The organism is Jiella sp. M17.18 (assembly GCF_041027365.1).
In the GTDB taxonomy this organism is placed as follows: Bacteria; Pseudomonadota; Alphaproteobacteria; order Rhizobiales; family Rhizobiaceae; genus VKMB-3413.
Window position 1 is genome coordinate 1 of the sequence record NZ_JBFTEH010000021.1, and the last position, 20,593, is coordinate 20,593.

Sequence of the window (20,593 nt, forward strand, 5' to 3'; positions counted from 1 at the left end):
GCCTGGCTCGTCCACTACAACACCGAACGCCCGCACCTCGGCTACCGCAACATGGGCCGCAGGCCGGTCGAAACCGTCATGTCATTCGTTAGTCAAGAAGCTTAAGAGGACAGACAAGTTCAAGCATCCGCTCCGTATTGTGCTGGAACGAAGTGATGCCCACGCGTTCGATGCCATCGTCGTCAGGCACTCGAAACGTCTCTGTCGTCAGCACGAGGCAGCGGTGCTCGAGTGCGTTGCGCAGGGTGTTCAGGTGAGCGGCCTCGGGGGCGAGTGTGTCATCCGGTTCGTCCGCCGATCCCTTTGCGTCGCCGACAATATCGAAAGATAGCCAGTAGAGGCCGCGAAGCGCGAGGTTCGGACGATCCGCGATCTTCGGATGCAGTATGCACCGCTTGCGTGAGTTGACGTACCACACGCCACGGAGGTCAACCCGGTTTGGATCATGCCCGAGTTCGAAATACGAGTTCACGAACCCTGCGATCTTGTCGAGCAGGCCGTAAGCCGTACGGAACGCGAGCCGCAGCCTTTCCACGCCAATCGAAAAGGCTGGATAATCGAGCGTGTCGTAAAGACGTACTTCATAGTCAGCGAAGTGAGGGGGACGGTCGTCCAGCGGCGCCGCCTCCATCGCCTCATGATAGAGCAGGCGTGCGCCGACGAACTCCTGCTTCATTTGATTGTACCACCCGAGCAGTGGCGGAACCGTTCCCTTCGCGAATGTGTGGCTTGGTAGGTGGAGCGAGTCATGGGCTGCGATGGAATGCGGTCCCAGCACGATCAGAGGGTTTAGGAAGAGCCGCCGGTTGAGCATTCGAAGGCGGTAAGCTTTTGCTTCGCCTACCCCCAGCGGCCATCCGTCCATTTCAGTCTGGGCAAGGACCATGTCGACATCAACGGCTGCGCGGATCTCCGACGCTTTCGTTTTGACAAGAGAGATGATGTTCGTCGGAGCACTTTCCCACACAAGGTCGGGATCGACTACACGCTCTAGATCGCGGCAGGCATAGGCCGCGAGGACTGCACGGTGTCCGTCATCGTGGACCATTCGTGCGAAGCTGAAGCGCACGAGTCCGCGGTTTGCGAGCGCCATAGCGAACCGCGGATTTGTCATCAGCACGATCTCATAGAGGCGCAATGCTTCGATGGGACGCCCTAGCGTGCTCAATTGGTTCGCAAGGTTCGTAAGGATCTGTGCGCGGCGGGACGAGCTGAGTGTATCGAACGAGGGCACTGTGCGTGCTAGGCGGAGATAAAGGACTTGCCGTTCCCGATGGAGTTGGCGCCACGCCCAATCCCGGGGAGCCAGAGCAGATTGCAGGCCGTCTTGAACATTCGAGCGAAAATAGTGGAGTAAAGCGTCAGGCGGGCCCCCAGACCCGAGGAGGCCGGCGCATTCGAAATCTAGGCTTTCAAGCGCAGCGGTGTTGCCGTCATCGGACGCTGCATCGATGCGCAGAGCGAGGTCATCGATCTGTGCATTTGTGGCTTCCGAGATCACCATTTTGCTCCCGCTACCTGTTTCCCATATTCCGAAACAGAATTGGCAATTCTGTTTCAGCCAGACCTATAGACGTGCGTCATCGTTCGCTCGCGACATCCAAAAATGAAGGCGGGCGCAGGAAGGCGCTAGGAGCGGGTGGTCTCTCGATCGCGCGCTTTCCAAACGATCCAATTTCCCAGACGTAGTTCACGCTCGCGCTCGACGATACGGACACGCTTGCGCGCAGCCGGACGAGGTGCAGAGTACCAGAAACTAAGGAAATTGACCGCAAGGGTTAGTGCGCTGATCAAGAGGCCGACGAGCACCCAGAAGTCTGGGGGCATGAGGGTCGGGTATCATCCGATCATAAAAAACCCGGCGAAGCCGGGCTATAACTGGCGCGATGCGCAGCCAGTACAACGGAAATGACAGAAACCCCGGCCGCTGTCAACGACATGCTCGATTTGAAACAGAATCATTGTATCCTGTTTCAGATCAAGCCTCTAACAACCGTCCCCCCGCCCTCTCCAGAGCCTCCGGCGTGTCCACATCCGTCCCCGCCGCCGCCCCGAGTTCCACCTCGGTCAGCGCATCCGGATGGGCGGCGATGATCGGCGCGGCGCCGATGTCGCCGGAAAGAACGGCGATATCCTCGTCGAAAGCGCACGACAGGATCACCGGGTTGCGGCGGCGGCCGCGGTCGCTGGCGGCGACGATGGCGGCGGAGCCCTCGCCGGTGAAGGCGGCGATCAGGCGGTCGAGGTCGGCGGCGGTGAGCAGCGGCTGGTCGGCGAGCATGACCATGACGCCGTCGGCGCCCGCGCAGGCGGCAAAGCCGGCCTTCAGCGAGGTCGACAGGCCCTCGGCATAGGCCGGATTCTCGACGGTCTCGACGGGAAGGCCGGTGAGGACGCCGGCGATCTCGGCCGCCATGTGGCCGGTGACGACGCGGACGGTGCGAGCGTTCTTCGCGCCGAGCGCGGTCGTCACCGAGCGGCGCACCAGGGGCACGCCGTCGAAGGTCGCGAGCAGCTTGTTCGGCCCGCCCATGCGGCTGGAGCGGCCGGCGGCGAGGACGACGATGTCGACGACCGGGTCGCCGCGCCCGGCATCCTGGTCGGAGCCGGTGCCGCCGAATTCAGGATCACCGGACCCGGTGTCGCCGGACTCGCTGTCACCGGACTCGGTGTCGCGCGGCTGCGGGCGGGAGGCGATCTCCATCAGGAGGCCGCCGACGCCCATGCCGCGGATGTCGGCCGAGGTCACCGACAGATCGGCCAGCAGCCGGTTCAGCACCCAGTCGAAGCCGTTCTCCTTCGGGCTGCGGGCGCAGCCGGGGGCGCCGAGCACCGGGGCGCCGGCGAGATGGCCGAGGAGCAGGAGATTGCCGGGATCGACCGGCATGCCGAGATGATCGACCCTCCCGCCCGCCGCCCGGATCGCCGCGGGGATGACGTCGTCCGCATCGATCACCGCCGAGGCGCCGAAGACCAGCGTCAGGTCGGCGCCGTCGAGGCTGCGCAGCGCCTTCGTCAGCGCGCTGGTCTCGTGTGGGCAGCGAAGCTCCCGGGCGATGGTCGAGCCGGAGAGGCCGAGCCGCGCCTCGGTCGCCTTGCGGGTCTTGTCCAGCACCGAAGCCTTGACCGTCGGCAGTTCGGTCTGGATCAGCGCGACGCGCCTCGGCGCAAAGGGCGCGAGGCGGAAGGCGGCGGCGTCCCGCAGGATGCCTGCGACCGCTTCGACCGCGGCGCCGGGCACCGCCAGCGGAATGATCTTCACCGTCGCGACCATGCGGTCGGCGGTGACCGGCTCGTATTCGCCGAGCGTCGCGAGCGTGACGCCGGGATCGACGGCGTTCACCGCATCGACGACGCGCCGGTCCGGCACGAAGACGCCGGCGGCTCCCGCAAAGACGTTGGCGCGGCCGGTGGCGGCCTCGCCGATGCGGATGTGGTCGCCGGCGAGGGCCGCGCCGATTGCGGCGGCCGCCTCGTCCTCGGTCAGGTCTCCGGGCTCCAGCCGCGCGACGATGACGCTCGCCTCGCCCGCCTCGGCGAGCGCCGCGATGTCCGCCTCCGTCAGCCGCGTCCCCTTCTTCAGGCGCAGCCCGCCATGGCGATGCGAATGGGCGAGGATCGTCCCCGCCGCGTCTTCGACCGGAACGCGGCCGAAGATCATGCGGGCTCCGTCTCGCCGCGCCGCTCGGCAAACATCTTGCGCTTGCGGAAGGCCTCGATGACCGAGGCGAGGATGGCGACGGCGATCTCGCCCGGCGTCGCGGCGCCGATGTCGGCGCCGATCGGCGCCTCGATGCGGTCGATCGACGATTGCGGGATGCCCGCCGCCTGCAGCCGCTCGACGCGGCGCGCATGCGTCTTCCGGCTACCGAGCGCGCCGATATAGAAGCAGCCGGCCTTCAGCGCGGCGATCAGCGGCGTGTCGTCGATCTTCGGATCGTGGGTGATGACGCAGACGGCGGTATAGGCGTCGAACGGCCTGTTCTTGAGGACATCCTCGGGCCATACCGCATGCAGCGGCACGCCCGGGAAGCGGTCGGGCGTCGCAAAGGCGGTGCGCGGATCGATGATCTCGATGTCGTAGCCGGCGAGCTTCGCCATCGGCGCCAGCGCCTGGCTGATGTGGACGGCGCCGATCACGACGAGTCGCGCCGGCGGCAGATGGGCGTTGAGGAAGACCTCGCCGCTATCGGTCTGGACGATCCCGGACTTGCCGGAGCGGATCGCCTTGCCGATGGCATCGGCCAGCGGATCGGCCTCGACCTCCGCCTCGCGCACCAGCCGCTGCCGGCCGGAGGCAAGCTCGGTGACGACCACGGCGGCGCGGCGCGCGGCGCGTTCGGCGTTCAGGGCTTCGAGGACGGAACGGTCCATCAGGCCACCTTCTCGACATAGACGCGGATGCGCCCGCCGCAGGAGAGGCCGACCCGCCAGGCCGTCTCGTCGGCAACGCCGAACTCCAGGATGCGTGGTTCGCCCGCCTCGATGACGTCCACCGCCTCGGCGACGACGGCGCCCTCGACGCAGCCGCCTGAGACCGAGCCCTCGAAATTGCCCTCGGCGTCGATGACGAGATGGCTGCCGGTCGGCCGCGGTGCGGAGCCCCAGGTCTCGATGACCGTGGCGAGCGCCAGCTGCCGCCCCTCGGCCGCCCAGGCCTCGGTGGTCTTCAGGACGTCCAGTTCATGTGTGGTATCGGACATGGGTCCATCCTCGGTTGTTCAGTTCCCCGGAGGCGTTCGAGCCCGTCGCGCCCCCCTCTGCCCTGCCGGGCATCTCCCCCGCATGGGGGCAGATCCATCGCGCGCACACGCCGCGGCTGATCTCCGATGCCGCGCCTGACGAAAGCGCCCGTATGTCACGAGCCGGCTGTCACGAACCGACGGCGAAGCAGCCGATCTCCCCCCTCGTGGGGGAGATGCCGGCAGGCAGAGGGGGGCGCGACGGGCGCTGCGTCCCGAAAATCCTGCGATATATGTCGCCCCGCCGCCCCCTCCCGGCAAGGGTCACGCCACTTCGACGATGCGTTCGTCTTTCAGCCACAGCCGCGGGTCCACCGCCGCCCCGCCGCCTTCCGACAGCGCGGCGCAGAGCGCACTCATGGCGTCCAGCGAATGCACCGAGCGGAACTCGTCGACATGCGGCAGCATCGCCCTGACGCCGCGGGCCCGCGCCGAGAAGCCGTCGAAGCGCAAGAGCGGGTTCAGCCAGATCAGCCGGCGGCAGGACTTGTGCAGCCGCTCCATCTCCTGTGCGAGGTCGGAGACCGAGTCCCGCTCCAGCCCGTCGGTGATCAGGATGACGACGGCGCCCTGCGTCAGCACCCGCCGCGACCAGACGCGGTTGAACTCGGTCAGGGCTTCCGCGATGCGGGTGCCGCCGGACCAGTCCTTCACCGCCCCGGCGCAGTCGGCCAGCGCCTCGTCGGGATCCTTGCGGCGCATCTGCCGCGTGACGTTGGTCAGCCGCGTGCCGAACAGGAAGGTGTGCACCCGGCGGCGCTTCTCGGTCAGTGCATGCAGGAAGTGCAGGAAGACGCGGGTATACTGGCTCATCGAGCCGGAGATGTCGGCGATCACCACCAGTGGCGGATGCACCTCGCGGCGCGAGCGGAACTTCGGCAGGACGAGGTCGCCACCGGTCCGCATCGAGGCCTTCATCATCGCGCGCGGGTCGATCTTGGCGCCCCGCGGGTCCGGCTGGAAGCGCCGCGTCTCGATCCGGTCCGCCGGCAGGCGCAGCGCCGCGATGGCGCGCTTGGCCTCCTCGATCTCGGCGACCGACATCTGCGCGAAGTCCTTCTGGCGCAGCACCTCGTTGCCGGAGACGGTGAGGCTCGCGTCGATCTCGATCTCCGGCCGCTCCTGCTGAGTGACGCGTTTCTCGGCACCCTCGAACAGGCCTTCGGCGGCGCGGTCCTCGCCGGCGCGCTTCTTGCGCTCCTCACTCTGGCGCGGCGGCGCCGTCGGCGAGAACATCGCGATCATCTTCTCGATCAGCTCGCGCGAACGCCAGAACAGCCGGAACGCCTCGTCGAAGACCGCATCGTCCTCATGCCGCGAGACCAGCGTCGCGTGCAGCGTCCAGTAGAAGTCCTCGCGCGAAGAGAGTCCCGCCGCCTGCACCGCCGCGATCGCGTCGAGCGTGGCGGAAGGCCCGAGCTTCAGCCCGGCCTTGCGCAGCGCCCGCGCGAAATAGGCGATGTTGTCGGCGAGCCGGCCTTCCGGATCCGCGCTCTGGTGCGTTGCGTCGGCCATGGCGTCAGGAGGCGCTAGCCAGGTCGCGCTTCACCTGCGTCAGGATCTCCCGGCTCTCGCCGCGCTCCAGCCGCTGGATGTCGTCCTGGTATTTCAACAGGACGCCGAGCGTGTCGGAGACATGGGCGGGGTCGAGCGCGACGACGTTGAGCTCGGTCAGCGCATTCGCCCAGTCGATCGTCTCGGCGACGCCCGGCGCCTTGAAGAGGTCGATCCGGCGCAGGCGCTGGACGAAGGCGACGAGTTCGGCGGCGAGTTCCTCGTTCGCCCGCGGCGCCTTGCGCTTGACGATCTCGAGTTCCCGGTCCGCCTGGGGATAGTCCACCCAGTGGTAGAGGCAGCGACGCTTCAGCGCGTCGTGGATCTCGCGGGTGCGGTTGGTGGTGATGATGACGATCGGCGGCTCCTCGGCGCGGATCGTGCCGAGCTCGGGGATGGTCACCTGGTTGTCGGAGAGGACTTCGAGCAGGAAGGCCTCGAAGGCCTCGTCGGTCCGGTCGAGTTCGTCGATGAGGAGCACCGGTGCCCGGCCCGGCTGCCCTTCGAGCGCCTGCAGGATCGGGCGGCGGATCAGGAAGCGCTCGGAGAAGATCTCCGAGCGGGTCGCGTCCTTGTCCGTATCGCCCGACGCCTCGCGCATGCGGATCTCGATCATCTGCGCGGCGTAGTTCCACTCGTAGAGCGCCGAGGAGACGTCGAGCCCTTCATAGCACTGGAGGCGGATCAGCGGCCGGTCGAGCGACTTGGCCAGCACCTTGGCGATCTCGGTCTTGCCGACGCCGGCCTCGCCTTCCAGGAACAGCGGCCGGCCCATCTTCAGGGACAGGAACAGGACGGTCGCCAGCGCCCGGTCGGCGACATAGTCGGCACCGTCGAGCAGGCGTTCGGTTTCCGCGATCGATGTCGGAAGATTGGACGTCACGGCGATCCTTTCGGCCAGGGAGAGGACGGGAAGCTAGAGGCTGCGATAGGCGCGGTCGAGATAGACCAAAGAGGGCGCCCGGGCGCCGACCCGCACGGCGACGACCTCGCCGATCATGATGCGGTGCGTCGCGACGATCCGCGCCTCGATCAGCCGGCAGTCGAAGCTCGCGAGCGCGGTGGCAAGCAGCGGCGCGCCGGTCTCCCCGCTGCGCCATTTGCCCCGCGCGAACCGCACGTCCGACGGCAGGCTCCCCTCGCCCGCGAAGACCCGCGCGATCGCCTCGTCCTCGGTGCCGAGGAGGTTCAGCGCGAAATTGCCGTTCGCCTCGAAGCGAATGTTGTCCGGGCTCGACGTGTTGAGGCAGACGAGCAGCGTCGCCGGGTCGTCCGAGACGGAGCAGGCGGACGAGACCGTCACGCCGCGGCGGCCGGCCGGACCGTCGGTGGTCACCAGATGGACCGCAGCGGCGAAGCGGCTCATCGCTTCGCGAAAGCTCTGGCGGTCGATGCTATTCGTCGTCAGCACTAGCTCGTCCCCGGCTGCGCGGCACGGCGGCCACGGGCCATGCCGGCAAGACTGTTTCGTTCGTACATAGGTCATGACACGCGGGATCGCATCCCGTCGCCACGCCCTTGCGGCATGATCGCCTCGCCGGCCGGGCGGGAGCCGGGCAAAGCCTCGCCGCGCCTTCCGCCGCAGCCCGGCATTCCCTATCGCCGCCGGAGCCTCTAGAACAAGCGCCATGCCGCTGAAACAGATCGTCGCCGCCCTCGTCCTGTCGCTCGCGTATCTGGCCCCCGCCGGCGCGCAGGAGACATCCGCCGCCTCCGCGCCGGCGGTGACCATCGGCGTCGCCGCGCCGCTCTCCGATGCCCAGGAAATTCTGGGTCGGCAGGTCGAGGCCGGCGCCGAAGCGGCGGCCGCAGCGCACGGGGGCCAGGCAGCCGTCCGCTTCGTCACGGCCGACACGCAATGCTCGGCCGATGGCGGCCGTGCCGCCGCCGAGCGCTTCGCCAAGAGCCATGTCCGGATCGTCGTCGGCTTCCTCTGCACCGAGGCGATCGAGGCGGCCCTGCCGATCCTGAAGGACGCGGGCATCCCGACGATTGACGTCGGCGTGAGAGCCAACCGCCTGACCGAGCGGCGCGAGCGCACCGGGAACCTCATCTGGCGCATCGCGCCCCGTTCGGGCGACGAAGCGAAGGCGGTCGCGGCCTATCTTGCCAAAGAGTGGCAGTCGCAGCCCTTCGGCCTGATCGACGACGGCTCGATTCCGGCGCGAAACATGACCGACGCCGTCCGGCGCCTTGTCGCCGACGCCGGCATGCAGCCGCAGACGGTCGACAACTTCCGTCCCGCCGAGGAGAAGCAGTTCGGCCTGGCGCGCCGGCTGCAGCGCACCGGCGTCACCCGCTTCTTCATCGCCGGCGACCGGCCGGACATCGCCGTCATCGCCCGCAATGCGAAGTCGCTCGGGCTCGACCTGACGATCGTCGGCGGCGAGACCCTGTTCGACGAGACCAGCAGCGACATGCCGCTGCCGGACGGAATCGTCGCGATCGGGCCGAAGACCGCGTTCCCGGATCTGAAGCGCGCCGACCGGAAGGACCTGCCGGAAGCCGATACGCTGCTGCCGCCGCAGGGCTATTTCGGCCCGGCCTATGCCGCGACCGAGATCGCCATCACGGCCGCGAGCGCGGCTGGGAAGAGTGGCGACGACCTGACCAAAGTCCTGTCCAGCGAAACGTTCGACACCGCGCTCGGCAAGATCCGCTTCGACGCCAAGGGCGATTCCAACCTCGATCTTTACCGGGTCTTCGAATGGCAGGGCGACCGTTTCGCCAGCGAGGCGAAAGGCTGAGGCGATGGCCGGCTGGCGGCGGGGGACGCGCAATCTTCTGACCGATGTCGCCGGCCTCAGTGTCGGCCATGCCGGCGACGAGACGTTGAAAAGCGGGGCGACGGTCGTCGTCTTCGACCGGCCGGCCATCGCCTCCGTCGCCGTCCTCGGCGGCGCGCCCGGTACCCGCGAGACCGACCTTCTCGCGCCGGAGAACACGGTGGAGGCGATCGACGCGCTGGTTCTCTCCGGGGGCTCCGCCTTCGGCCTCGACGCCGCCTCCGGCGTCATGTCCTTCCTGCGCCAGAGCGGGCGCGGCTTCGAGGTCGCGGGCTTCAGGGTACCGCTGGTGCCGGCGGCGATCCTCTTCGACCTCGCCAATGGCGGCGACAAGGACTGGGGCCTCCATTCGCCCTATCGCGACTTCGGCCATGCCGCCGCGGCGACGGCCGGCGCGGACTTCGCCCTCGGCAGCGTCGGCGCCGGCCTCGGCTGCACCACCGCCACGCTGAAGGGCGGCATCGGCTCTGCCTCGACGGTGCTGCCGTCGGGGGTGATGGTCGCGGCGCTCGTCGCGGTCAATGCCGTCGGTTCGGCGACGATCGGCGGCAGCCGGCACTTCTGGGCGGCGCCGTTCGAGATGGAAGGCGAGTTCGGCAACCTCGGCCTGCCCGCGCCCTGGCCCGAGGACGGCGCCATTCCGCGCACGAAATTCGATGCCGCGCCCGGCGGCAACACCACGATCGGCATCGTCGCGACCGATGCGGTCATGGACAAGGCGGCTCTGAAGCGCCTCGCCATCGCCGGCCATGACGGGCTCGCGCGGGCGATCTGGCCGGCGCACACCGACTTCGACGGCGACCTCGTCTTCGCCGCCGCGACGGGGACGAGCGGCATCAGCCTCGGCCCGCGCGGCGGCCGCACGGTCGACTTCGGCGCGGCCGCCGCCGCGACCATGGCCCGGGCGGTGGCGCGCGGGGTGCATGCGGCGAGCCCTGCGGCGGGGGACCGGCTGCCGGTGTGGCGGGAAGGCTGAGCGGCCTTGTCCGCCGCTCACCGCTCNGCCCGGGCGGTGGCGCGCGGGGTGCATGCGGCGAGCCCTGCGGCGGGGGACCGGCTGCCGGTGTGGCGGGAAGGCTGAGCGGCCTTGTCCGCCGCTCACCGCTCCAAGGGCGGAAGCGCCTCGAGCGGGTTCAGGCAGGGTACACCCAGCGGTTCGAAATCCTTGACGTTTCTGGTCAGAACCGTGAAACCCCGCCGTGCTGCGGTTGCGGCGATCGCGACATCGGCAAAGCCCACCTCCCGACCCAAAGCCCTCCCGCGATCGATCAGGATACCGGCAAGCCGAGCCGCGTCTCGATCGAACGGCAGGATCCGCTCGCCATAAAGGTGCTCGACCGCGGCCCACCATTCGCCGAGAAGCGCGGCCTTCCGTGACGCCCCCTGCCGTGCCGGCTTCTCGATCCCGCTGTGGATTTCAGCGGCGGTGACGACCGAGAGAAACAGCAGCGGCGAAGCTGCGGCCATCCAGGTGCCGAGTTCGGCACGAGAAACCTTCGCTGCGGGCGAGGTCTCCGACAGAATGCTGGTATCGAGAAGGTACACGTCAGAAGTCGGCGTCTCGGGCCGGCTTGCGGCTGCGCTCCGGCAGGTCGCCTGCCTCCAGGCCGGAGGCCATCAGCAGCCGCCCGAAGGAGGGGACGGAGGACAGGCGCTGCCACTCCTCGAGTCCGAGGACGACGGCTTCGGGCCGACCGTGCCTGGTGATCACTGTCGGCTCGCCACGGACCGCCCCGTCGACGACCGCGGAGAGCGTGGCTTTGGCATCGCGAAGCTGCAGACGATGCGGCGACTTGGCTTGCGACATGGCGGCATCCCGGTGACTACAGTGGTCAATATGCGACCGCCTTGCGAGAGGCGCAAGCGCCCTGCGCGTTGAGGCCGCCCCCCGCCTCTGCTACATCGCGCCGAAACTCCCGCCGACGAAGGACCCCCGCCATGATCCCCCGCTACGCCCGCCCCGACATGGTCGCCGTCTGGTCGCAGGAGACGAAGTACCGGATCTGGTTCGAGATCGAGGCGCATGCCTGCGACGCGCTGGCCGAACTCGGCGTCATTCCGAAGGAGGCGGCGAAGACGATCTGGGAGAAGGGCGGCGCCGCCACCTTCGACGTGGAGCGGATCGACGCGATCGAGCGCGAGACCAAGCACGACGTCATCGCCTTCCTGACGCATCTGTCGGAGATCGTCGGGCCGGACGCTCGCTTCGTCCACCAGGGCATGACCTCGTCCGACGTGCTCGACACCTGCTTCAACGTGCAGCTGACGCGGGCTGCGGACATCCTCCTCGCCGACCTCGATGCGCTGCTCGCCGCGCTGGAGCGCCGCGCCTTCGAGCATCGCGACACCGTCACCATCGGCCGCTCGCACGGCATCCATGCCGAGCCGACCACCTTCGGCGTCAAGCTCGCCTTCGCCCATGCCGAGTTCCAGCGCTGCCGCGCCCGGCTCGTTGCGGCCCGCGAGGAGGTCGCGACCTCCGCCATCTCCGGCGCCGTCGGCACCTTCGCCAACATCGACCCGCGCGTCGAGGAGCATGTCGCGAAGGCCATGGGCCTGAAGCCGGAGCCGGTGTCGACGCAGGTGATCCCGCGCGACCGGCACGCGATGTTCTTCGCGACCCTCGGCATCGTGGCCTCCTCGATGGAGCGCCTCGCGACCGAGATCCGCCACCTGCAGCGGACCGAGGTGCTGGAGGCGGAGGAATATTTCTCGCCCGGCCAGAAGGGCTCTTCGGCGATGCCCCACAAGCGCAACCCGGTGCTGACGGAGAACATCACCGGCCTTGCCCGCATGGTCCGCTCCTACGCCCTGCCGGCGATGGAGAACGTCGCGCTCTGGCACGAGCGGGACATCTCGCACTCCTCGGTCGAGCGCTATATCGGCCCGGACGCGACGGTGACGCTCGACTTCGCCCTCGCCCGCCTCACCGGCGTCGTCGACAAGCTGCTGGTCTATCCCGAGCGCATGCGCGCCAACATGGACCGGCTCGGCGGCCTCGTACACTCGCAGCGCATCCTGCTGGCGCTGACCCAGGCGGGCGTCTCCCGCGAGGACGCCTATCGCCTCGTCCAGCGCAACGCGATGAAGGTCTGGGAGAGCTATCACGTCGCCGGCTCGGCCAGCGTCGACTTCCTGGAGGAGCTCCTGAAGGACGCGGAGGTCCGCAAGGCCCTGTCGGAAGACGAAATCCGCGCCCGCTTCGACCTCGGCTATCACACCCGCCACGTGGACACGATCTTTCAGCGGGTGTTCGGCCGGTCGAAGTAGGACGGTCGGACGAATTGCACCTCGGCTCGCCTGTAGCTACATTGTGGCTTCGGACCGGAAGGAGATGACGATGCCGACGGACACGGTGGTGCGCGCCAGGATCGACGCGGCGACGAAGGCCGAGGCAACGGAAGCGTTGGCCGAGATGGGCCTGACGGTTTCCGATGCGATCCGGCTGCTGCTGGTGCGGGTCGCGGCGGACAAGGCGCTTCCCTTTCCGGTAAAGGTCCCGAACCGTACGAGCATGAAGGCCATATCGGAGTTGGAGGAGGAAAAGGGAACGCGCTTCGGCTCCGCCGAGGCGCTGTTCGACGACCTCGGCATCTGACGTGCTGACGCCCGTTCGCTCCGCGCAGTTCCGGCGCGACGTAAAACGGGCGGAGAGGCGAGGCAAGGATCTGGCGAAGCTGCGTGAGGTCCTGATCCTTCTCATGCAGGATCGGGCACTGCCGCCGCGCTATCGCGACCATCCGCTGAAGGGGGACTGGCTGGGCTGGCGCGATGCGCATATCGAGCCGGATTGGCTCCTCCTGTACCGGATCAGCGGCGACGAGCTGCAGTTGGCCCGTACCGGTTCTCATGCCGATCTGTTCAAGCAGTAGCCGGCGGAACTTCGGAAGGCGCCAGAGGGTTCGCTGAAAAGGTCGGGGCCGCGTGCCCGCCGTGCCAAAGGGAGTGGGAGAGAACCGATGCCAGCAGCCGGACCGGAGCCGCGGTCGCGCAGCCGCCATCTCCTGTGGATCGTCGTCGGCGTCATCGTCGTCGCGGCGGTCGTCTACTTCGTGTTCTTCACCCGCACGCCGGATCCCGGCACCCAGAACCCGAACGCCCTGCAGCCGGCGCAGTCGGACACCACCGTCCCGACCGCCGGAACGGGAACCGCCCCTGCTCCGGCACAATGACCGCAATCTCGTTCAAGGCATGAGAGACCGATGGCGCAGCGCTTCCCGCTCGATAACCGGACCGTCCTCCTCACCGGTGCCTCAAGCGGCGTCGGCGCGACGCTCCTGAAGCGTCTTCTGGGCCGAGGGTGCGAGGTGATCGCCTGGTCCCGCCGGCCGCCGGAGTTGACGAGCGGCAAGCTTCATCACGAAGCCGTCGACCTGTCGGACATGGACGCGCTCGACGACGCCCTCGGCCGCCTGGTCGAACGCCATCCGGACCTCTCCCTGGTGATCAACAATGCCGGCGTCGGCGAGCGCAGCGATTTCCGCAAGATGCCGCCCGACGAACTCGACCGGCTGGCGGAGATGCAGATCGCGGTGAACCTCCGGGCGCCGATCCGCATCACCCAGCATCTCTTCGCGCACCTCGCCGCCAAAGACAGCGCGATGATCGTCAACAACACGTCCGGGCTCGCGGTCGCGCCGTCGCGCAAGAACCCGGTCTATTGCGCGACCAAGGCCGGGCTCCGCTCCTTCACCTTCTCGACCCGCTATCAGGCCGAGCGGGCCGGCGGCGGGCTGAAGGTGGTGGAGGTGCTGCTGCCGCTCGTCGAAACGCCGATGACCGTCAGCTTCGGCGGCCGCAGCAAGCTTTCGGCGGACAAGGCGGCGGACCGGATCGTCCGCGGCATCGAGCGCGCCGAGCCGGAGATCTGGGTCGGCCAGGCGGCGATCCTGAAGCGCCTCGTTTCGGTTTCGCCGGGGCTCGCGCGGCGACTGATCAAGGTTGCCGCGGGCTGAGCGGAGAGCGTCCGTCAAGCCGCGCTGCGTCGCATCGCGGCGGTTGACAGCCGCCGCCCGCGTCCGCATTTCCAGGCCATGCGCGTTGCAGAAGCCGACATCATCATCGTGCCCGGCTACAAGGGCTCACCGGACGACCACTGGCAGACCCGCTGGGAGAGGAAACTCTCCACCGCGCGCCGCGTGCCGCAGGCGGAATGGTCGAAGCCGGTGCGCGAAGACTGGACGCGGGAGGTCGCCGCGGCGGTCAATGCCTCGACCCGGCCGGTGGTGCTCGTCGGCCATTCGCTCGGCGTCGCGGCGGCCGTGCAGGCGATCCCGCAGTTCGAGAAGCCGATCGCCGGCGCTTTCTTCGTTGCGCCGCCGGACGTCGAGAACCCGGCGATCCGGCCGAAGCACCTGATGACCTTCGGCCCCTATCCGCGCGATCCCCTGCCCTTTCCGAGCCTCGTCGTCGCCAGCCGCAACGACATGTTCTCCTCCTTCGAGGCCGCGGAGGATATTGCCGGCGCCTGGGGCTCGCTGTTCATCGACGCCGGCGAGGCCGGCCACATCAACGGCGATTCCGGCCACGGCCCCTGGCCGGAAGGGCTCTTGACCTTCGGCAAGTTCATGAGCCGGCTGCCGGCGGATCGCTGACGGGTCGGCCGGAGGCGCGCATCGCGAGCCGGCTAACGGTTTGCGGCTGCGGGCTTTTCGCAACAGTCGGGCGGCGATTTCGCTCTATGATCGTGGCAACGATCGTCTCGCCTCGATTCTCGGGCCGATCATGTCCGCCGGGCGGGACCGCCGCTCCGTCCCTCCGAAACAGGATCACCGAGCTTTCCGTTGGCCGACCAAGACCGCGATGCCGCTCCCGCCTTCGTCTCCGACCTCCTGCGAGAGGGCGGCCGGATGGGCGCGGCCATCGCCGGGAAGGACTGGTCGAAGACGTCGCTCGGGCCGTTCGCCTCCTGGGAGCGATCGCTGCTGACCGTGCTGCGCCTGGTGCTGGCGACGCGCCAGCCGATCTGCTTCTGGTGGGGGCCCGACCTCCTGCAGTTCCACAACGACGCCTATCTGCCGATGCTGTGGGACCGCGCCGAGACGGCGCTCGGCGCGCCGGCGCGCGAGCTGTGGGCGGATGTCTGGCCGGGCGTCGAGCCGATGGTGGATGCGGCGCTCTCCGGCCGCGGCACATGGAACGAGAACCTCCCCCTGCAGATCGTCCGCAACGGATCGCCGCGCGACAGCTTCTGGACCTTTTCCTACAGCCCGCTCCACGACGACCGCGGCGAGATCGTCGGGCTCTTGAACATCGTCACGGAGACGACCGACGCCGTGCAGGACCGCGCCGGCCTCGCGGAAGCGAACCGGCTGCTGGCCGAAGAGGTCGAGCGGACGAAGGCGGCGCTCGCGGCCCAGCGCGAGGCCGAGCGCCGGCAGCATGTCCTGCAGCGCGAACTCTCCCACCGGCTGAAGAACACGCTCGCGATCGTCCAGGCGGTCGTCTCGCAGAGCCTGCGGCACGCGGCCTCGCCGGAGGAAGCGGCGCAGCTGGCGTTCGACCGGATCGGCGCGCTCGACCGGGCTCAGGACATGCTGACCACTGCCAGCTGGGAGGCCGCCGATATCGGCGCCGTCGTCGCCGCGGCGGTCGAGCCGCACCGCGACCGGGGCGACCGGATCACGCTTGCGGGTCCCTCTGCCGACGTCTCGGCCAAACAGGCCATGGGTCTCTCGCTGGCGCTGCACGAACTCGCGACCAACGCCACCAAATACGGCGCGCTGTCCGTCCCGGCCGGCCGCGTCGCCATCAATTGGGGCTTCGATGCCGACGGCGGGCTGTTCTTCGAATGGCAGGAAACCGGCGGCCCGGCGGTGGCGCCGCCAAAGCGCAAGGGCTTCGGTGCGCGCCTGACCGAACGCGTGGTGCCGGCCTATTTCGAGGGCTCCGCGGTCCTCGAATACCATCCGGACGGCGTTCGCTACCGGCTGACCGGCGCGCCCGATGCCGCCTTGGCGGGCGCCGCCACGATATAGGGGCTCCTCCCGCACAACCAGCGCCTGCGGCGTCTCCTTTGGGCGCCTACTCCCGCGCCGCCTTCGCCAGCGCGTTCGCCGCGGCCTGGATCGTGCCGAGGTCGGAGCCGATGCAGATCAGCCGGAAGCCGAGCGACCGGTAGTGCGCGGCGTCCTGCGGCGTCGCGGCATAGATCCCCGAGATCTTGCCGGCGGAAGCCGCGGCCTCCGAAACGCGCCTGACGGCGCTTTCGGTCTTCTCGCCGCGCGGCGACCGCGTGCCGTCGCCGGCCAAGGCGATCGACAGGTCCGAGGGGCCGACGAACACCCCGTCGAGGCCGTCGAGCGCCAGGATGTCGTTCAGCGCCTCGAGGGCAGCCGCCGTCTCGATCATCGCGAAGGCGAACGTCTCGTTCCGCGCGTCGACGACATAGTCGTCGCGATCCTCGTAGCCGTGCAGGACACCGGTGCGGGTCGGGCCGTAGGAGCGCTGGCCGAGCGGCGGATACTTGGTCGCGGCGACGAGCCGCGCCGCATCCTCCACCGCCTCGACCATCGGCAGGATGACGCCGGAGGCACCCCAGTCGAGCGTACGCGCGGCGAGCGACAGGTCCTCGATCGGCAGGCGGACGAGCGCCGGCCGGCCGAGAAAGGCTGCGCGCTCGATGCCGAGCTTCAGGCTCGTCTCGTCGAGCAGCCCGTGCTGGACGTCGAAGGTGATCGCGTCGAAGTCGGCGCGCAGGAAGGCCTCGTGGATCAGCGGGTCGGTGCCGCCGATCCAGGACGAGGAGACTGGCGCGCCGTTTTGCAGGCGCTGGCGGAGCGCGGGGAGCGGCATCGCCTCACTCGCCGCGGATCTGGGTTTCGGCCTGCGCCAGAAGCTCGTCCAGATGGCGCCGGATCTGGTGGTCCGACTGATCGACGCCGGCGGCGTCGAAGTCGCCGCGGATCTTGCCGAAGACGCCCTCGTCGCCCGGCGCCTGGAAGGCGACGTTGATCACCGACTGCGCATAGGCCGTGGCCTCTTCGCCGGTCTTGCCGAGCTTTTCGGCCGCCCACAGCCCGATCAGCTTGTTGCGGCGCGCCTCGATCCGGAAGCGGAGCTCCTGGTCGTGTACGAAGCGGGCTTCGAAATCGCGCTCGCGGTCGGTGAAGGACATCTGCAGCTCTCCCGTGGCTTTTGCCGCCCGGCTTGCGGGCCCGGCGGTTGACATACGGTCATCGACGCCGTTTTTGAAGCGCCGATCGCCCGAGCGGCTGCAAAAGCTCTTGATATCCGCCTGCCCCTATACGACTTCAGCCGGCAGCCGATTGTGATACCGGGGCTTTTGGTCTATGCACCCGCACGATCCGTCGCCGCTTTTGCGCCCGTCTTCTCTTGAGGCGCACGCCTTACGATAGAGTAACCATAATGACACGTCGCCGCCGTATCTATGAGGGCAAGGGCAAGATCCTCTACGAGGGCCCCGAGCCCGGTACGCTGGTCCAGTTCTTCAAGGACGATGCGACCGCCTTCAACAAGAAAAAGCACGAGATCGTCGACGGCAAGGGCGTTCTGAACAACCGGATCTCCGAATACATCTTCTCGCATCTGAACAAGATGGGGATCCCGACGCACTTCATCCGCCGGCTCAACATGCGCGAGCAGCTGATCAAGGAAGTCGAGATCATCCCGCTCGAAGTCGTCGTGCGCAACGTCGCGGCCGGCTCGCTCGCCAAGCGCCTCGGCATCGAGGAAGGCACGGTGCTGCCGCGCTCGATCATCGAGTTCTACTACAAGGCGGACGCGCTCGACGATCCGCTGGTCTCCGAAGAGCACATCACCGCCTTCGGCTGGGCGAGCCCGCAGGAGATCGACGACATCATGGCCCTGGCGATCCGGGTCAACGATTTCCTCTCCGGCCTCTTCCTCGGCGTCGGCATCCAGCTCGTCGACTTCAAGATCGAGACCGGCCGCCTCTTCGAGGGCGACATGATGCGCATCGTCGTCGCCGACGAGATCTCGCCGGACTCGTGCCGGCTGTGGGACGTGCAGACCCAGGACAAGCTAGACAAGGACCGGTTCCGCCGCGACATGGGCGGCCTCGTCGAGGCCTATCAGGAGGTCGCGCGCCGGCTCGGCATCATGAACGAGAACGAGCCGCCCCGCCCTTCCGGGCCGGTGTTGGTCAAGTGAAGCGGCGACGGACCGTGAAGCAGCCGGCACCGGCACTCCGATTGGTCTATTCCCGGGACAGACGGATTTCGTGAGCGAAAAGATGATCAAGGCCCGCATCGTCGTCACGCTGAAGAACGGCGTCCTCGATCCGCAGGGCAAGGCTATCGAGGGCGCGCTCGGCCATCTCGGCTTCGACGGCGTCGGCCAGGTCCGCCAGGGCAAGGTGTTCGACGTTCAGATCAAGGGCGACGACACCGACGCCGCCCGCGCGCAGCTCTCCGACATGTGCGAAAAGCTCCTCGCCAACACCGTGATCGAGAACTATTCCGTCGAGATCGCCTGAGAGCCGTCGATGAAAACCGCCGTTGTCCTCCTCCCCGGCCTCAACCGCGACCGCGACATGATCGCGGCGCTGACGACGATCGCCGGGAAGGCGCCTCAAACCGTCTGGCAGACCGAGACCGCGCTGCCGGACGTCGATCTCGTCGTCGTGCCCGGCGGCTTCTCCTATGGCGACTACCTCCGCGCCGGCGCCATCGCCGCGCGCTCGCCGGTGATGCGCGCCGTCGCCGAAGCCGCGGCAAAGGGGGTGCCGGTCCTCGGCGTGTGCAACGGTTTCCAGATCCTCTGCGAGGCGGGGCTCCTGCCCGGCGCGCTGATGCGCAATTCCTCGCTCCGCTTCGTCTGCCGCGAGGTGAAGCTGGAAGTGGTCAACGCCGCGACGCGCTTCACCTCCGCCTACAAGAGCGGCCAATTGATCCGCTGCCCGGTCGCCCATCACGACGGCAACTATTTCGCCGACGACGCGGCGCTCGCGCGGATGGAGGACAAGGGCCAGATCGTCTTCCGCTATGCCGCGGGCACCAACCCGAACGGCGCCGTGCGAGACATCGCCGGCATCGTCAACGAAGCCGGCAATGTCCTCGGCATGATGCCGCATCCGGAGAACCTCATCGAGCCGGAGCATGGCGGCACCGACGGGCGCGGCATCTTCGAGAGCGCTCTCGGCCTCACCGCGGGTCTCGCCGCGTGAGAAGTCCGACCCGGTTTGCGCTCGCCGGCCTGTCCCTTCTTGCCGCCGGCCTCGCCGGCTGCGCGTCGACGCCGACCCTTCCGAGCAGCCGCGGCGACACCGGGCTCGTGCGGATCGAGCGGCTGACGCTCGACGCCAACCGCTGCTGGTTCAAGTCGAACGATCCGGACTTCACCGGCTATACGCTGGCGCCGGAACTTTCCTCCTATTCCGGCCGGCCGCGCTTCCTGCTCGTCCCGCGCGGCCAGGAGGACGGGCTGCCGCTGCTGGTCGTCGAGGGACGCGAGGGCCAGATCGACATCGCGGCCTACGGCCCGCTGATGAGCCAGCCGATCGGCACCAGGATCCGCGCCGACCTCAACCGCTGGATCGCGGGCGACGACGAGTGCAAGGCCTGGCATTGATCCCGCGCGCGGCGCGCCGGGCGGCGCTCGCCCTCGGCCTCGCCGTAGCCCTCGCCTCCTGCGCGGGCGCCCCCGATGCCGATCTCGTGGCGAGCCTCAGCCCCATCCGTCCGGTACCGCCCGCCGCAACGAGCGCCGCGCCCGCGCCGTATCCCGGAACGCCGCCGGTCGCTCTTGCCGCTCCGGCGCCCGATGCGCCGGCGCCGTTGGAACGCGCCGGCGCTCCCGCCGAGGGCGGCTCCGGCGACGCGCCGGATGCGGCCGAGATCGCCTATGCCCGCGCGACCGCCGCGAGCGTCTTCCGCCGCCGCCCGGCCGAGCGCGCGGTCAAGTTCCTGCCGGCCGGGGAGACCGACGGCTACGGCCTCTGCATCCGCTCGCCCTCTGCCCGGGGCGGCTACGACTACGCGCTGATCGTCCTGTCGCACCGCCTCCACGGCGGCGCGATCAGCCAGGTTGACGACGACACGCCGGTGATGCGCCGCGCGTCCGATACGCGAGCATGCCGCGAAGCCAGCGTGCTTTATGCATTGCTAAACTAGCTGGGCCCTTGCCCATCGTCCCGGATGAGCGACATCCTCCGGATATGAGGGTAATTGTACGCCTCTTCTAGACGACGCATCGCATCATCAAGCGAGGTCTCTCCTGTAAAGGATGTAAAGGAGCCCGAGATCTGAAAATGTTCGGTGAATGTCTCTGCAGAGCCGTCATAGTGACTGGTAAAGTTAGCCGTGACTTGGCGGCTGCACTCTGCAACGATGATCCATCGACTCATAGGAACTCCCTTAAGGATCGCCACGGCTGGTTTAAAGTCGAGCATCGACAGCAGCTCTTGTAAATCGCAATGTGTCCTCTTAAGCTTCTTTCCATGCTAATTTTGGGAAGGAGGATCGAGCCATGGGACAGACATCGGCAAGGAAGTCAGCAGGACCGCGTGACGCGGCGACGAAGGTTGCGCAT

General features: G+C 68.3%; 25 protein-coding genes. 14 read left to right on the forward strand and 11 right to left on the reverse strand.

The genetic code is table 11. From position 1 onward, the window contains the following. Window positions 1-88: 88 nt before the first annotated feature. From AB5S17_RS22355 to AB5S17_RS22385, 7 genes are all read right to left on the reverse strand, one after another. Window positions 89-1,504: an LA2681 family HEPN domain-containing protein gene (locus AB5S17_RS22355; RefSeq protein WP_369243403.1), complete on the reverse strand. Its 1,416-nt coding sequence runs from the start codon at window positions 1,502-1,504 to the stop codon at window positions 89-91. Window positions 1,505-1,978: 474 nt separating this feature from the next. After that, window positions 1,979-3,661, reverse strand: coding sequence for an NTP transferase domain-containing protein (locus AB5S17_RS22360; protein ID WP_369243404.1), 1,683 nt, complete (start codon window positions 3,659-3,661; stop codon window positions 1,979-1,981). Continuing rightward, window positions 3,658-4,374, reverse strand: a complete 717-nt coding sequence (locus AB5S17_RS22365) for an XdhC family protein (RefSeq protein ID WP_369243405.1) — start codon at window positions 4,372-4,374, stop codon at window positions 3,658-3,660. The genes AB5S17_RS22360 and AB5S17_RS22365 overlap by 4 nt, the downstream gene beginning before the upstream one ends. After that, window positions 4,374-4,703, reverse strand: coding sequence for an XdhC family protein (locus AB5S17_RS22370; protein WP_369243406.1), 330 nt, complete (start codon window positions 4,701-4,703; stop codon window positions 4,374-4,376). Before AB5S17_RS22370 ends, AB5S17_RS22365 begins: the two co-directional genes overlap by 1 nt. A gap of 303 nt (window positions 4,704-5,006) precedes the next feature. Beyond that, entirely contained in the window at window positions 5,007-6,257 is a 1,251-nt protein-coding gene (locus tag AB5S17_RS22375) for a VWA domain-containing protein (protein ID WP_369243407.1), read from the reverse strand. Between the two features lie 4 nt (window positions 6,258-6,261). Next, entirely contained in the window at window positions 6,262-7,179 is a 918-nt protein-coding gene (locus AB5S17_RS22380) for an AAA family ATPase (protein WP_369243408.1), read from the reverse strand. A 33-nt stretch (window positions 7,180-7,212) separates the two neighbouring features. Beyond that, window positions 7,213-7,662 (reverse strand): flavin reductase, encoded by a 450-nt coding sequence (locus AB5S17_RS22385; protein WP_369243425.1) that lies wholly within the window; start codon window positions 7,660-7,662, stop codon window positions 7,213-7,215. Window positions 7,663-7,924: 262 nt separating this feature from the next. Between AB5S17_RS22385 and AB5S17_RS22390 the strand changes: the two genes are divergently transcribed. Together AB5S17_RS22390 and AB5S17_RS22395 are read left to right on the forward strand one after the other, a co-directional pair. After that, window positions 7,925-9,043, forward strand: a complete 1,119-nt coding sequence (locus AB5S17_RS22390) for an ABC transporter substrate-binding protein (protein WP_369243409.1) — start codon at window positions 7,925-7,927, stop codon at window positions 9,041-9,043. A gap of 4 nt (window positions 9,044-9,047) precedes the next feature. Beyond that, window positions 9,048-10,058, forward strand: a complete 1,011-nt coding sequence (locus AB5S17_RS22395; RefSeq protein WP_369243410.1) for a P1 family peptidase — start codon at window positions 9,048-9,050, stop codon at window positions 10,056-10,058. 122 nt (window positions 10,059-10,180) lie between these two features. On the opposite strand, the gene AB5S17_RS22400 is transcribed toward AB5S17_RS22395, so the two are convergent. Both AB5S17_RS22400 and AB5S17_RS22405 read right to left on the reverse strand, forming a co-directional pair. Next, window positions 10,181-10,627, reverse strand: coding sequence for a PIN domain-containing protein (locus AB5S17_RS22400; protein ID WP_369243411.1), 447 nt, complete (start codon window positions 10,625-10,627; stop codon window positions 10,181-10,183). A 1-nt stretch (window position 10,628) separates the two neighbouring features. Further along, window positions 10,629-10,889 (reverse strand): type II toxin-antitoxin system Phd/YefM family antitoxin, encoded by a 261-nt coding sequence (locus AB5S17_RS22405; RefSeq protein WP_369243412.1) that lies wholly within the window; start codon window positions 10,887-10,889, stop codon window positions 10,629-10,631. Window positions 10,890-11,020: 131 nt separating this feature from the next. Here AB5S17_RS22405 and purB point away from each other — a divergent pair, with 131 nt between their 5' ends. The 7 genes from purB to AB5S17_RS22440 all read left to right on the forward strand — a co-directional run bounded on the left by purB (window position 11,021) and on the right by AB5S17_RS22440 (window position 16,059). Next, on the forward strand, window positions 11,021-12,352 hold the full coding sequence (purB, locus tag AB5S17_RS22410) for an adenylosuccinate lyase (protein WP_369243413.1): 1,332 nt from the start codon (window positions 11,021-11,023) through the stop codon (window positions 12,350-12,352). Between the two features lie 64 nt (window positions 12,353-12,416). Then, a complete protein-coding gene (locus tag AB5S17_RS22415) occupies window positions 12,417-12,680 on the forward strand; it encodes a type II toxin-antitoxin system RelB/DinJ family antitoxin (protein WP_369243414.1) in 264 nt (87 codons plus the stop codon). 1 nt (window position 12,681) lies between these two features. Next, window positions 12,682-12,954, forward strand: coding sequence for a type II toxin-antitoxin system YafQ family toxin (locus AB5S17_RS22420; protein ID WP_369243415.1), 273 nt, complete (start codon window positions 12,682-12,684; stop codon window positions 12,952-12,954). Window positions 12,955-13,041: 87 nt separating this feature from the next. Then, window positions 13,042-13,254 (forward strand): hypothetical protein, encoded by a 213-nt coding sequence (locus AB5S17_RS22425; protein ID WP_369243416.1) that lies wholly within the window; start codon window positions 13,042-13,044, stop codon window positions 13,252-13,254. A 30-nt stretch (window positions 13,255-13,284) separates the two neighbouring features. Further along, window positions 13,285-14,037: an SDR family NAD(P)-dependent oxidoreductase gene (locus AB5S17_RS22430; protein WP_369243417.1), complete on the forward strand. Its 753-nt coding sequence runs from the start codon at window positions 13,285-13,287 to the stop codon at window positions 14,035-14,037. 78 nt (window positions 14,038-14,115) lie between these two features. Beyond that, window positions 14,116-14,676, forward strand: a complete 561-nt coding sequence (locus AB5S17_RS22435; protein ID WP_369243418.1) for an RBBP9/YdeN family alpha/beta hydrolase — start codon at window positions 14,116-14,118, stop codon at window positions 14,674-14,676. 189 nt (window positions 14,677-14,865) lie between these two features. Next, on the forward strand, window positions 14,866-16,059 hold the full coding sequence (locus tag AB5S17_RS22440) for a sensor histidine kinase (RefSeq protein ID WP_369243419.1): 1,194 nt from the start codon (window positions 14,866-14,868) through the stop codon (window positions 16,057-16,059). Between the two features lie 46 nt (window positions 16,060-16,105). Here AB5S17_RS22440 and AB5S17_RS22445 read toward each other — a convergent pair whose 3' ends face one another. Continuing rightward, entirely contained in the window at window positions 16,106-16,876 is a 771-nt protein-coding gene (locus tag AB5S17_RS22445) for an HpcH/HpaI aldolase/citrate lyase family protein (RefSeq protein ID WP_369243420.1), read from the reverse strand. Between the two features lie 4 nt (window positions 16,877-16,880). Next, window positions 16,881-17,198 carry a DUF1476 domain-containing protein gene (locus AB5S17_RS22450; RefSeq protein WP_369243421.1) on the reverse strand — a complete coding sequence of 106 codons (318 nt, stop codon included), beginning with the start codon at window positions 17,196-17,198 and terminating at the stop codon, window positions 16,881-16,883. Between the two features lie 251 nt (window positions 17,199-17,449). On the opposite strand from AB5S17_RS22450, the gene purC reads away from it, so the two are divergent. From purC to AB5S17_RS22475, 5 genes are all read left to right on the forward strand, one after another. Further along, window positions 17,450-18,214 (forward strand): phosphoribosylaminoimidazolesuccinocarboxamide synthase, encoded by a 765-nt coding sequence (purC, locus tag AB5S17_RS22455; RefSeq protein ID WP_083590718.1) that lies wholly within the window; start codon window positions 17,450-17,452, stop codon window positions 18,212-18,214. Between the two features lie 82 nt (window positions 18,215-18,296). After that, window positions 18,297-18,539 (forward strand): phosphoribosylformylglycinamidine synthase subunit PurS, encoded by a 243-nt coding sequence (gene purS, locus AB5S17_RS22460; RefSeq protein WP_369243426.1) that lies wholly within the window; start codon window positions 18,297-18,299, stop codon window positions 18,537-18,539. 9 nt (window positions 18,540-18,548) lie between these two features. Further along, the gene (gene purQ, locus AB5S17_RS22465; RefSeq protein WP_369243422.1) at window positions 18,549-19,229 is read left to right on the forward strand and encodes a phosphoribosylformylglycinamidine synthase subunit PurQ; all 681 of its coding nucleotides are present in this window, start codon (window positions 18,549-18,551) and stop codon (window positions 19,227-19,229) included. After that, window positions 19,226-19,633, forward strand: a complete 408-nt coding sequence (locus tag AB5S17_RS22470) for a hypothetical protein (protein WP_369243423.1) — start codon at window positions 19,226-19,228, stop codon at window positions 19,631-19,633. Before purQ ends, AB5S17_RS22470 begins: the two co-directional genes overlap by 4 nt. Continuing rightward, the gene (locus tag AB5S17_RS22475; RefSeq protein ID WP_369243424.1) at window positions 19,630-20,175 is read left to right on the forward strand and encodes a hypothetical protein; all 546 of its coding nucleotides are present in this window, start codon (window positions 19,630-19,632) and stop codon (window positions 20,173-20,175) included. Before AB5S17_RS22470 ends, AB5S17_RS22475 begins: the two co-directional genes overlap by 4 nt. Window positions 20,176-20,593: the final 418 nt, after the last annotated feature.

Coding starts and splice junctions, on each gene's coding strand:
- AB5S17_RS22355 (WP_369243403.1), bottom strand. CDS start 1,504: ATGGTGATCTCGGAAGCCACAAATGCACAGATCGATGACCTCGCTCTG.
- AB5S17_RS22360 (WP_369243404.1), bottom strand. CDS start 3,661: ATGATCTTCGGCCGCGTTCCGGTCGAAGACGCGGCGGGGACGATCCTC.
- AB5S17_RS22365 (WP_369243405.1), bottom strand. CDS start 4,374: ATGGACCGTTCCGTCCTCGAAGCCCTGAACGCCGAACGCGCCGCGCGC.
- AB5S17_RS22370 (WP_369243406.1), bottom strand. CDS start 4,703: ATGTCCGATACCACACATGAACTGGACGTCCTGAAGACCACCGAGGCC.
- AB5S17_RS22375 (WP_369243407.1), bottom strand. CDS start 6,257: ATGGCCGACGCAACGCACCAGAGCGCGGATCCGGAAGGCCGGCTCGCC.
- AB5S17_RS22385 (WP_369243425.1), bottom strand. CDS start 7,662: ATGAGCCGCTTCGCCGCTGCGGTCCATCTGGTGACCACCGACGGTCCG.
- AB5S17_RS22390 (WP_369243409.1), top strand. CDS start 7,925: ATGCCGCTGAAACAGATCGTCGCCGCCCTCGTCCTGTCGCTCGCGTAT.
- AB5S17_RS22395 (WP_369243410.1), top strand. CDS start 9,048: ATGGCCGGCTGGCGGCGGGGGACGCGCAATCTTCTGACCGATGTCGCC.
- AB5S17_RS22405 (WP_369243412.1), bottom strand. CDS start 10,889: ATGTCGCAAGCCAAGTCGCCGCATCGTCTGCAGCTTCGCGATGCCAAA.
- purB (WP_369243413.1), top strand. CDS start 11,021: ATGATCCCCCGCTACGCCCGCCCCGACATGGTCGCCGTCTGGTCGCAG.
- AB5S17_RS22415 (WP_369243414.1), top strand. CDS start 12,417: ATGACGATGCCGACGGACACGGTGGTGCGCGCCAGGATCGACGCGGCG.
- AB5S17_RS22425 (WP_369243416.1), top strand. CDS start 13,042: ATGCCAGCAGCCGGACCGGAGCCGCGGTCGCGCAGCCGCCATCTCCTG.
- AB5S17_RS22430 (WP_369243417.1), top strand. CDS start 13,285: ATGGCGCAGCGCTTCCCGCTCGATAACCGGACCGTCCTCCTCACCGGT.
- AB5S17_RS22435 (WP_369243418.1), top strand. CDS start 14,116: ATGCGCGTTGCAGAAGCCGACATCATCATCGTGCCCGGCTACAAGGGC.
- AB5S17_RS22445 (WP_369243420.1), bottom strand. CDS start 16,876: ATGCCGCTCCCCGCGCTCCGCCAGCGCCTGCAAAACGGCGCGCCAGTC.
- AB5S17_RS22450 (WP_369243421.1), bottom strand. CDS start 17,198: ATGTCCTTCACCGACCGCGAGCGCGATTTCGAAGCCCGCTTCGTACAC.
- purC (WP_083590718.1), top strand. CDS start 17,450: ATGACACGTCGCCGCCGTATCTATGAGGGCAAGGGCAAGATCCTCTAC.
- purS (WP_369243426.1), top strand. CDS start 18,297: ATGATCAAGGCCCGCATCGTCGTCACGCTGAAGAACGGCGTCCTCGAT.
- purQ (WP_369243422.1), top strand. CDS start 18,549: ATGAAAACCGCCGTTGTCCTCCTCCCCGGCCTCAACCGCGACCGCGAC.